This window comes from Streptomyces sp. S6, from assembly GCF_054880855.1.
Genome location: NZ_JBTYMC010000260.1, coordinates 1 through 9,620 on the forward strand (window position 1 = coordinate 1; position 9,620 = coordinate 9,620).

The window sequence follows — 9,620 nt, forward strand, 5'->3', positions numbered from 1 at the left end:
CCCTCCCAGTCCGAGCCGCCCTCAGGGCACTCGCTGAATCCCCTTTCCCCTCTTCAGAGGCCCCGTGATGCTGATCCGTTCCCCGAAGCGCCCTGTGCTGTCCCGTTTCTCTCGACGTCCAGCACCCGGACGCGCGGCTGGCCGGCCTGCTCACCGACTCCGGCGCCCGCTACTGCCTGGCGCAGGCTCCGCACGACACCCGCGGCCACCTCCCGGAGGGCTGCGCGCCGATCGGCCTGGACGACCTGGCGACGACGACGGCGCCCGCGCCGGACGCCGAGCCCCGGCCGGACGATCTCGCCTACGTCATCTACACCTCGGGTTCCACGGGCAAGCCCAAGGGCGTGCAGATCGAGCACGGCGGCCTGCTCAACTACCTGCACTGGGGTGTCGACGCGTTCGGGGTCGACGCCGGAACCCGGCTCCCGCTGCTGACGTCGCTGTCGTTCGACCTGTCGGTGAACTCGGTGTTCCTGCCGTTGGTCAGCGGCGGAACCGTCGTCCTGGTCCGGGACCAGCCCACCCACCTCACCCTGCGCCGCCTGCTGGAGGACTCCGGCGCCACCATGCTCAGCCTCACGCCCTCGCACCTGGAGCTGATCGGGCGGCTGGACATCGAGCCGAAGGGGTTCCGCAGCATCGTCGTCGCCGGCGAGCAGCTCCGGGTCGAGGTCGCGGCACGGGCGCAGCGGATGTTCGGCCCGGACTGCCGGATCATCAACGAGTACGGTCCGACCGAGGCCACCGTCTGCCTCACCGCCCACACCTTCGACCCGGTGCGTGACGGCGACCGCGCGACCGTGCCGATCGGGTTCCCGGGCTACAACTCGAAGGTGCACCTGCTGGACGCCGACCAGCGGTTCGTGCCGGCCGGCGAGGTGGGCGAGATCTACCTCTCCGGGGTCCAGCTCGCCCGCGGCTACCTGGGGCGGCCCGACCTGAACGCCGAGCGCTTCCCCCGGCTGGCCGACGGCACCCGCGTCTACCGCACCGGGGATCTCGCCCGGCGGTTGCCCGACGGTGGGCTGGAGTTCCTGGGCCGCATCGACGACCAGGTGAAGGTGCGCGGCCACCGGGTCGAGCCCGCGGAGGTGGCGGGCACCCTGGAGGAGCACCCGTCCGTGTCCCACGCCGTCGTCGTCGCCCGCAGCCGCCCGGACGGCACCGGGAAGGCCCTCTACAGCTATGTCCTGGTGACCTCCGAGGTGAGCACGGAGGAGCTGCGCGCCCACGCCGCCGAGCGGCTGCCCTCCTACATGGTCCCCGCCGCGACCTTCGTCGTGGACCGGATCCCCTACAGCGTCGCCGGCAAGGTGGACGTGCGGGCCCTGCCCGATCCCTTCGCCGACCGCGCCGACTCGGTGCCGAGCGCGCGCGGAAACCCGGACCTCGACGAGACCGAGGCCCAGGTCGCCGCGATCTGGTCCCGCGTCCTCGGCTCCGACCTCGACCGGATCGACGCCCACACCGACTTCCACCAGTTCGGCGGCGACTCCCTGGCCCTCCTCACCATGCTGGCCGGCGTCTGCCAGGAAATGCTGCCACCACCCCTGGAGGCCGAACTCATGTCCCGACTGGGCCGAGTCATCGCAGAGCCGACCGTACACACGGTCGCCGCGCTGGCTCGGGAGGTCGCGGGGATGGGGCGGGGGGAGGGGGGTGCGGGTCAGTGACTGGTGGGGTGGGTTGAGGCGGGGGGTGGTACGAGGCGGGGGCGAAACCGGGGGTGGGTTGAGGCGGGGGACGAGACCAGGAGGCGAAGCTGGGCTGGGGTCGAGGCCAAGGACGGTCCGAGGCTGGGGTCGAGGCCAAGTGGCAAAGCTGGGGGGCGCGGCAAAGGGGGCCAAGCTGGGGACAGTTCGAGGCCGAGGGAGGAGCGGGGGGCGGTTCGAGGCCGGGGGCGAGGCCAGAGGGCCTGGCTGAGGGCGGTTCGAAACGGGGGCAAGGCCAGGGGCGGTCCGAGGCTGGGGGCGAGGCCAGAGGGCCCGGCTAAGGACGGTGCGAAACGGGAGCCAAGCCGGGGGACAAGGCCATGCCCGGCCCTCTCGGCAAGTTGTCGCCCCATGATCACGGGGAGGGCGCCAGCCGGGACGGTCCGAGGCCGGGGGCAAGGCCAAAGGGCCCGGCTGAGGACGGTGCGAAACGGGAGCCAAGCCGGAGGCAAGGCCATGCCCGGCCCTCTCGGCGAGTTGTCACGCCGTGATCACAGGGAGGGCGCCGGCCGGGACGGTCCGAGGCCTGGAGCGAGGCCAGAGAGCCCGGCTGAGGACGGTGCGAAACGGGAGCCAAGCCGGGGGACAAGGCCGTGCCCGGCCCTCTCGGCAAGTTGTCGCGCCGTGATCACGGGGAGGGCGCCAGCCGGGACGGTGTGTCCGCTCCGTGGGCCGTACCGATGCGGCGGCCGGCCGGGCCGGTCGTCCATGTGACGGTGGTTCGTGAGGGGGAGGGCTGAAGCCGGTCGGCGACGGAGAGTCGTCCGCTGCCGGTTCCTGGGCCGCTGTCGGGACGCCGGCCGGGCAGGAGGAGCGGCGGGTGCTCGGCGCAGGACTGGTGGTGGACGGTGAGATCGTCGAACTCTGTGCCGGACGGGGGGAGTTCGGACGGTGACACCGGCGGGGCGGGCGACCCGCTGCGTGGCCGTGTCCGCTCCGACGGTGCTGACGACGGCTTCGCGGCCGGTACGGCGTTGACGGGGCACGCCCAGGTGGGTCAGGGCAACCGCGAACTCCACGGACGGTCGTAGCCGACGTGGCGGCTCCGCAGGCGGAACTTGCCACAGCCTCGCCGGTGCGTGCCCTTGGGCGGGCAACGGCACCCCACTCGACCACCAGCAGATGACCAGGTCAGCGACCCGCCCCGCATCAGGAGACCTCCCCGGCAGACCTCAGGCGACCGTTCCGGCGGACGCGGCGAGGGTCTCCAGCGATGCGCCCGTCAGCCGGCAGATGCGCCACTCGTCGAGGAACTCGGCACCGAGGGACTTGTAGACGCCGATGGCGGGCTCGTTCCAGTCCAGGACCCACCACTCGAAGCGCTCGTACCCCCGGTCGACACAGATGGCGGCGAGGGCGGCGAGGAGGCCCTTGCCGTGACCACCCCCACGGGCGGCAGGGCGGACATACAGATCCTCCAGATGCACCCCCCGAGTCCCGGTCCACGTCGAGAACCGGTGGAACCAAAGGGCGAACCCGACGGTCTCCCCCGTCACATCGTCCTCGGCGATCAACGCGTACGCCGCCGCCGGCTCCCCGAACAACGCCTCCCGCAACTGCTCCTCAGTAGCCTTGGCCTCCTCCACAACCCGCTCGTACTCAGCCAGTTCACGGATCATCGAACGAATCTCCGCGACATCATCCACAACGGCATTCCTGATCATCCCCAGATCATGCCCCCACCCCACCCAACTACGGGCGTCGGTTACGACCCGCAAGCGATACCCGGCGTCGACGGAGAGGCTCTCCGCGCGGCGCTCGACGCGGAGCCGGCCCGGTTCGGGAAGCACGGCATCGACGCGACCATGACACTGCTCGTGCTCGACGAATCCATCGAGTCAACCCTCGCCGCATCGCTGGCCGAACAGCTGATCCGGCGCCATGCGCCCCAGGCCGCGACCGCGTTCAACACCGGCGGCGGGGACAGCGTCGAGACGGCACAGCGGCGGCTCCGAATCCCGGCGCAACGGTAACGGTGCCGTGGAAGACGCCAAGCCCCGTTGACCACCCTGCGCCGACTCTCCCGGCGCCCGCCCCCTTTCAACCACCCTCTTCCCCTGCCACCCTGCCCAGATACTGACCACCCTCACCGCATTCGCAGGCGCAGATACGGCACGGCCTCGGTCCTCGGCAACGAGGCGGGCGTCCTGATCTGGGGTCTGGCAACGGCGTTCGGCCTCTCGGCCCTCCTGCCGGCATCGAGACTCACGTACGACGTCATCCGGTTCACCGGCGCGATAGTCCTGGTCCGGATGGGCGCCCGAACCCTGTGGCAGGCGAGACGGGTGAGCCGGACCGCCGAACCCCCCGCCGACACCACCCCACCCTCCCTGCGCCACGCGTTCCGGCAGGGCCTGGTCACGAACGTCGCGAACCCGAAAGCCGGCGTGTTCGCGATCGCGTTCCTCCCCCCGTACACCCCCCTGGTCTGGCCGACCACCCGTCCCCCCACCACCACACGGAACAACTCCGCGACACCTTCCTGATCGCCCTGACCGCACGCCTGGCCGTCCACCCCTGCCCCACCGGCCCGGCACTCAGACGCGGCAGACCACCACCCCCACCTCGGTCCGCACGACGAACTCCCCTTCCTCCACCAGCAGTTCCCGCACCCGCCGCACCGTCTCCCGGAACGGCACCCCCAGTTCATCGGCCCAGGCCCGATAGGACGCCAGGTACGCGACGACAGGCTCCGGATCCGGCACCCGCACCACCCCCGGCAACCGCACCACCTCCACCTCCCCGAACCACTCCCCCAGCAGCCCCGGCGCATCCTCCAGCGTGAACCGCGCCCCGAGAGACGTCGGCGGCGGCACCTCACCGGTCACCTCCCCGGCGGCCCGCCGCCACAACTCCCCCAACTCCGCTTTGTCGTCACGCCCGTTGGTGGAGACGACCACGACCCCGCCGGCCCCCACCACCCGGGCCAGTTCCCCGATCGCCGCCCGGACATCCGGCACGTGGTACAGCATGTGCATCGCGATCGCACCCCCCAGACTCCCGTCGGCCAGCGGCAGCCGCCCGGCGTCGGCGACCCCGACCGGCCCGGCCACCCCGGCGAGGATGCCCGCCGAGAGGTCGAGCCCGAGGACGGGATGCTCGCGCCGAAGCCGCTCCAGGAAGAGCCCGTTGCCACAGCCGACGTCGGCCAACCACCCCCGCACACCGGCCAGTTGCCCGGCGACCAGGCCGGGGAGGTCATGCCGGGGAGTCTGCCAGGCGTACAGCGCCTGCCGGGCGGCGAGATCACGGTCGTCCCGATAGGCACGGCCGACGAGACGGGCACGGTCGGCGGCGGAGAAGTGCTCGGCGGAGGAGTGCTCGGCGGAAGTCACCTCACGAATCCTCCTCCGAAATGCCGGGAACGGCAGCAGGATTCCCCCGACCGCCGCCCCAACGACCACCCCCGCAAGCCCCGTTCAGTGGAACTGCGGCACGATCAGATAGATCCCGTACACCACGACCGCCGCACACGCGAGGAAGCACAGCCCGGCCTGAACCCGCCCGACGGCACTCACCTCACCCGCGTCCCCGTCGCCGGAGTCCCCTCGTGCGAGCCCCAGCACACCGAGGCTGAAGACGACGACCACCGCGACGGTGACCCCGAAGCTCACCGCGGCGACCTCCCCGAGGGCGCCCCATTTGAGATGCATCACACAACTCCCTTGCAGAAAACCGGATCTCAGGCGGCCGTACCGACCCGCGCCGGCGGCTCGGAGCGCACACTGACCTCGTGCGCGTCATTGACGTTGCTCGCGTGAACGGGGTTACGGCGGGACGCCACGAAGATCCCCCCGGCGACGGCGACCCCGATCAGCGCGACGACGACCGTCCCGAAGTCACCCCCGTGCTTGACGACGTACGCCGCGACGGCCCCGACCAGCGCCGCGGCCGGCAGCGTGACCAGCCAGGCGACGACCATCTTGCCCGCGACACTCCACCGCACCTCCGCGAGCCGACGGCCGAGCCCGGCACCGAGGATCGACCCGGAGGCGACCTGCGTCGTGGACAGCGCGAACCCGAGGTGCGCGGAGGTGAGGATGACGGTCGTGGACGCCGTCTCCGCCGCGAACCCCTGCGGCGACTGGATCTCCGTCAGCCCCTTGCCCATCGTCCGGATGATCCGCCAACCACCCAGGTACGTGCCGAGGCCGATCGCGAGGCCCGCGCAGGCGATGACCCAGACCGGCGGGCCGGCGTCGTGGCCGAGGGCGCCCGCGGAGATCAGGGTCAGGGTGATGACGCCCATCGTCTTCTGCGCGTCGTTCGTGCCGTGCGCGAGGGAGACGAGGGACGCGGAGGCGATCTGCCCGAACCGGAAGCCCTTCTCGACGGGCTTCTTCTTCGCGCGCTCGGTGATCTTGTAGGCGAGGTAGGTGGCCGCCAGCGCCGCGACACCCGCGACGACAGGGGACGCGACCGCCGGGACGAGCACCTTCTCGACGACCTTGTCGAAGTGCACGCCGTGCCCCCCGGCCCCGACCCACACCGCGCCGATCAGCCCGCCGAACAGGGCGTGGGAGGAGCTGGAGGGCAGCCCGACCAGCCAGGTCATGAGGTTCCAGAGAATCGCCCCGACGAGCCCCGCGAAGATCATCCCCGGGGTGACGAGCTTGTCGTCGACGATCCCGCCGGAGATCGTCTTGGCGACCTCCGTCGACAGGAACGCGCCGACGACGTTCAGGACGCCGCTGATCAGGACGGCCGTCCGGGGTGCGAGTGCGCCGGTCGCGATGGACGTCGCCATCGCGTTCGCCGTGTCGTGAAAACCGTTGGTGAAGTCGAAGGCCAGCGCCGTGACGATGACCACCGCCACCAGGAACGTGATGTGATCCATTCCTCCATGCAAACAAGCGGAGGCCAATCCAGGGCGAACCCCAGGCAAAACCTGGGCCAGCAGAGTGAACGCACTACGTGCCATGCTGGCGGGCATGGTGAGCGTCGAGGATCTTGTGCGGTTGCGTCAGGCCCGGGACCGGATGGACCGCGAGTACGCCGAGCCCCTCGACATCACCGCCCTCGCCGCGACGGCCCTCATGTCCCCGGGCCACTTCCAGCGCAGCTTCCGCGAGGAGTACGGGGAGACGCCGTACGCCTACCTCATGACCCGCCGCGTGGAGCGCGCGAAGGCCCTCCTGCGGCGCGGCGACCTCTCCGTCACCGAGGTCTGCATGGCCGTCGGCTGCACCTCGCTGGGCTCCTTCAGCTCCCGTTTCACCGAACTGGTCGGCGAGACCCCGAGCGCCTACCGGGCCCGATCACACGAGGAGAGCGCGGCGATCCCACCCTGCATGACCCGCACCTACACCCGACCGAAACGCCACCGCCGTCCCTAAGCTGACCGCCATGGACCTCAAACTCCACCAGTGCTTCATCGCCGTGGACGACCACGACAAGGCCCTCCACTTCTACGTGGACGTCCTGGGCCTGGAGATCCGGGGCGACGTCTCCTACGAGACCATGCGCTGGGTCACCGTCGGCTCCCCCCTCCAGCCGGACGTCTCCATCGTCCTCGAACCCCCGGACGCCAGCCCCGACGCCTCCCCCGCCGACCGCGAGGCCCTGAACCGCCTCCTCGCGAAGGGCCTCCTGCGCGGCGCGATCTTCGCCACCCCGGACTGCGACGCCCTCGCGACCCGCGTCCGCGAGGCCGGCTACGACCTCCTCCAGGAACCCACCGACCAGCCCTACGGCGTCCGCGACTGCGCCTTCCGCGACCCCGCCGGCAACCTCCTGCGATTCATGGAGCGCCCCCTGTGACGGACGTCCGCTGGACCTACGCCTTCATCGACCGCCCCTCCCCCGCCTCGGCCGCCTTCTGGACGACGGTGACGGGGACGACGCTGTCCGCGCCCCGCGGCGAGTTCGTGACGCTCGTGCCGGAGGACGGGTACGACCCCTGCGTCAAGTTCCAGACCGTCACCGAGGGCCCCGGCGGCGCGCACCTCGACTTCGCCGTGACGGACGTACGGGGTTTCGTGGCACGGGCGTCGGAGCTGGGCGCGGCCCTCGTCGCCGACCACACCGACTGGGCCGTCCTGCGCTCCCCCGCCGGCCAGCCCTTCTGCGCCGTCCCCTGGCACGGCGAGTCGAACCGGCCCCCGGTCTTCGCGTCCGCCCGCCTCGACCAGGTGAGCATCGACCTGTCCCCCTCCGCCTTCGAGCCCGAAATCACCTTCTTCACCACCCTCCTCCCCACATGGACCTCAACGCCCGGCGCCCTCCCGGAGTTCCACGTCCTCACCCCACCCCCCGGCCTCCCCATCCGCCTCCTCCTCCAACGCACGGACCACGAACAGCCCGTCTCCGCCCACCTGGACCTCGCCGCGGCCCCGAACCTCCCCGAAGTCCGGTCCCACCACGAGAAGTCGGGCGCCGAGGTCGTCGCCGAGTTCCCCTACTGGACGGTCCTGCGCGACCCGGACGGCGGGGTGTACTGCCTGACGGGACGGGACGCCGAGACGGGCGGTCTGCCGAGGAGCTAGGGGACCGCGTAGACGGTGGCGCCGTAGGTGCAGGTCGCCTCAGGTGGGCAGTAGTCCGAAGGGGTGGGCGAGGGGCTCGCCGGGACCCACCTGTAGGGACCGCCACCGGCCGGCCGATCGGAATCCTGGAGCCACAGCGTCAGTCCGCCCCCGACCACCACGAGCGCGACCCACACCCCGACGACCCACCGACTCACCCCCACGCCTCCACCCCCACCACCGCGCCCACCGGAATCGCCCCGTACACGTGCGGAAACCCACCCTCGTACCGAACCGGCACCCCCAGCCGCGCCGGATCGATCACCAGCACCACCAGCTCGACGTGGTCCTCGCCGTACACGAGCGCGGCGGTACCGGCGAGCTGCTCCCGGGTGGAACAGTGCACGAACCCCTCGTCCGCGAGCCTCTTCCCCCGGGTGGACCACTCGTAGACCCCCTCCTCCCTAGCCTCGTCCCAGAGGACGCGTTCGGTGAGATGGAGGATGTGAGGCTGCGGCTGCGTCTCAGACATGGCGCAACGATAAAACAGGCCCCGCACACCGTGGGGATGTGCGGGACCTGGTCCCGACAGCGCAGCAGCCGAACGGCGTTCAGCTGCTCCGCCGAGTGACGAACTCAGCCAACGTCAACAACCCCCCAGCCCGCTCCGGCACCGGCACCGCCCGCTCCAGCTCCCCCAGAGCCACCCCCATCCGGTCCGCGGCCTCCACCTGGGCCCAGTCCCTCCCCCCGGCCCGCTCGACGGCGCGCACGGTCCTCTCCAACTCCCCCTCCGCGTACGGCAGGACATACAGCGAGGCCAACTCGTCGGCCGCCGCTCCACCGGAGGTCAACCCCGCGACCACCGGCAACGACTTCTTGCGCGCCGCCAGATCCGCCCCGGCAGGCTTCCCGGTGTGCAGCGGATCCCCCCATATCCCGATCAGATCGTCGATGAGCTGGAACGCCAACCCCGCCTGCCTCCCGAACGAGTCGAGGGAGTCGACGACGTCGGGGGACCCCCCTCCGTAAAGCCCCCCGATCGCGCAGGCGCACCCCAGCAGCGCCCCGGTCTTCGCCTCGGCCATCCGCAGCACCTCGGAGAGCCCCACCGCACGGGGATCACGCGACTCCAGCGCGGTGTCGACCTGTTGTCCCTCGCACAGCTCGATGACACAGTCGGTGAGCCGCCCGAGCGCAGGCAGCGCGGCGGGGTGCGGATCCCCCGCGAGCAGCCGCAGCGCGAGCGCCTGGAGGGCGTCGCCGGAGAGGATCGCGTCGGGGTCGCCGAACACGTTCCAGGCGGTGGCCCGGTGCCGCCGCGTGGGATCGCGGTCCATGACGTCGTCGTGCAACAGCGTGAAGTTGTGGACGAGTTCGACGGCGGCGGCGGCGCGCACGGCGTCCGCACGGGCCCCCGCACCCCCGACCGCCTCGGCGGCGG

At 71.5% G+C, this 9,620-nt stretch carries 13 protein-coding genes and 1 pseudogene; 7 read left to right on the top strand and 7 right to left on the bottom strand.

Features of this window, described 5'->3' with window-relative positions; all coding sequences use genetic code 11:
- Positions 1-92: 92 nt before the first annotated feature.
- Positions 93-1,673, top strand: coding sequence for a non-ribosomal peptide synthetase (locus ACVNF4_RS27180; protein ID WP_461805524.1), 1,581 nt, complete (start codon positions 93-95; stop codon positions 1,671-1,673).
- Between the two features lie 620 nt (positions 1,674-2,293).
- On the opposite strand, the pseudogene ACVNF4_RS27185 reads toward ACVNF4_RS27180, so the two are convergent.
- Positions 2,294-2,574 (bottom strand): annotated as a pseudogene (locus tag ACVNF4_RS27185) (ISAzo13 family transposase); the annotation flags it as partial.
- Here ACVNF4_RS27185 and ACVNF4_RS27190 point away from each other — a divergent pair.
- Positions 2,561-2,743, top strand: a complete 183-nt coding sequence (locus ACVNF4_RS27190; RefSeq protein WP_461805526.1) for a hypothetical protein — start codon at positions 2,561-2,563, stop codon at positions 2,741-2,743. The pseudogene ACVNF4_RS27185 and the gene ACVNF4_RS27190 overlap by 14 nt on opposite strands.
- Positions 2,744-2,884: 141 nt before the next feature.
- Here the strand turns inward: ACVNF4_RS27190 and ACVNF4_RS27195 are convergent, their stop codons facing one another.
- Positions 2,885-3,376: a GNAT family N-acetyltransferase gene (locus tag ACVNF4_RS27195; RefSeq protein ID WP_461805514.1), complete on the bottom strand. Its 492-nt coding sequence runs from the start codon at positions 3,374-3,376 to the stop codon at positions 2,885-2,887.
- Between the two features lie 9 nt (positions 3,377-3,385).
- Between ACVNF4_RS27195 and ACVNF4_RS27200 the strand changes: the two genes are divergently transcribed.
- Together ACVNF4_RS27200 and ACVNF4_RS27205 are read left to right on the top strand one after the other, a co-directional pair.
- Positions 3,386-3,685, top strand: coding sequence for a hypothetical protein (locus ACVNF4_RS27200; RefSeq protein WP_461805515.1), 300 nt, complete (start codon positions 3,386-3,388; stop codon positions 3,683-3,685).
- A 27-nt stretch (positions 3,686-3,712) separates the two neighbouring features.
- Positions 3,713-4,198 (top strand): LysE family translocator, encoded by a 486-nt coding sequence (locus ACVNF4_RS27205; RefSeq protein ID WP_461805516.1) that lies wholly within the window; start codon positions 3,713-3,715, stop codon positions 4,196-4,198.
- A gap of 51 nt (positions 4,199-4,249) precedes the next feature.
- On the opposite strand, the gene ACVNF4_RS27210 is transcribed toward ACVNF4_RS27205, so the two are convergent.
- The 3 genes from ACVNF4_RS27210 to ACVNF4_RS27220 form a co-directional block, all read right to left on the bottom strand.
- Positions 4,250-5,047: a class I SAM-dependent methyltransferase gene (locus ACVNF4_RS27210; RefSeq protein ID WP_461805517.1), complete on the bottom strand. Its 798-nt coding sequence runs from the start codon at positions 5,045-5,047 to the stop codon at positions 4,250-4,252.
- Between the two features lie 84 nt (positions 5,048-5,131).
- Positions 5,132-5,365, bottom strand: a complete 234-nt coding sequence (locus ACVNF4_RS27215; RefSeq protein WP_461805518.1) for a hypothetical protein — start codon at positions 5,363-5,365, stop codon at positions 5,132-5,134.
- Between the two features lie 29 nt (positions 5,366-5,394).
- Positions 5,395-6,549: an inorganic phosphate transporter gene (locus tag ACVNF4_RS27220; RefSeq protein WP_461805519.1), complete on the bottom strand. Its 1,155-nt coding sequence runs from the start codon at positions 6,547-6,549 to the stop codon at positions 5,395-5,397.
- 97 nt (positions 6,550-6,646) lie between these two features.
- Between ACVNF4_RS27220 and ACVNF4_RS27225 the strand changes: the two genes are divergently transcribed.
- Genes ACVNF4_RS27225 through ACVNF4_RS27235 form a run of 3 tightly spaced genes read left to right on the top strand, consistent with a single transcriptional unit; the run spans position 6,647 to position 8,197 of the window.
- Positions 6,647-7,048 carry a helix-turn-helix transcriptional regulator gene (locus tag ACVNF4_RS27225; protein WP_461805525.1) on the top strand — a complete coding sequence of 134 codons (402 nt, stop codon included), beginning with the start codon at positions 6,647-6,649 and terminating at the stop codon, positions 7,046-7,048.
- Between the two features lie 10 nt (positions 7,049-7,058).
- Positions 7,059-7,472, top strand: a complete 414-nt coding sequence (locus tag ACVNF4_RS27230) for a VOC family protein (protein ID WP_461805520.1) — start codon at positions 7,059-7,061, stop codon at positions 7,470-7,472.
- Positions 7,469-8,197, top strand: a complete 729-nt coding sequence (locus ACVNF4_RS27235) for a VOC family protein (protein WP_461805521.1) — start codon at positions 7,469-7,471, stop codon at positions 8,195-8,197. The genes ACVNF4_RS27230 and ACVNF4_RS27235 overlap by 4 nt, the downstream gene beginning before the upstream one ends.
- Positions 8,198-8,390: 193 nt before the next feature.
- Here ACVNF4_RS27235 and ACVNF4_RS27240 read toward each other — a convergent pair whose 3' ends face one another.
- Together ACVNF4_RS27240 and ACVNF4_RS27245 are read right to left on the bottom strand one after the other, a co-directional pair.
- Positions 8,391-8,708 (bottom strand): DUF952 domain-containing protein, encoded by a 318-nt coding sequence (locus ACVNF4_RS27240; RefSeq protein WP_461805522.1) that lies wholly within the window; start codon positions 8,706-8,708, stop codon positions 8,391-8,393.
- A 79-nt stretch (positions 8,709-8,787) separates the two neighbouring features.
- Positions 8,788-9,620 (bottom strand): polyprenyl synthetase family protein (locus ACVNF4_RS27245; protein WP_461805523.1); only part of this gene is annotated, 833 nt, incomplete at its 5' end.

Coding starts and splice junctions, on each gene's coding strand:
- ACVNF4_RS27195 (WP_461805514.1), bottom strand. CDS start 3,376: ATGATCAGGAATGCCGTTGTGGATGATGTCGCGGAGATTCGTTCGATG.
- ACVNF4_RS27200 (WP_461805515.1), top strand. CDS start 3,386: ATGCCCCCACCCCACCCAACTACGGGCGTCGGTTACGACCCGCAAGCG.
- ACVNF4_RS27215 (WP_461805518.1), bottom strand. CDS start 5,365: ATGCATCTCAAATGGGGCGCCCTCGGGGAGGTCGCCGCGGTGAGCTTC.
- ACVNF4_RS27220 (WP_461805519.1), bottom strand. CDS start 6,549: ATGGATCACATCACGTTCCTGGTGGCGGTGGTCATCGTCACGGCGCTG.
- ACVNF4_RS27230 (WP_461805520.1), top strand. CDS start 7,059: ATGGACCTCAAACTCCACCAGTGCTTCATCGCCGTGGACGACCACGAC.
- ACVNF4_RS27240 (WP_461805522.1), bottom strand. CDS start 8,708: ATGTCTGAGACGCAGCCGCAGCCTCACATCCTCCATCTCACCGAACGC.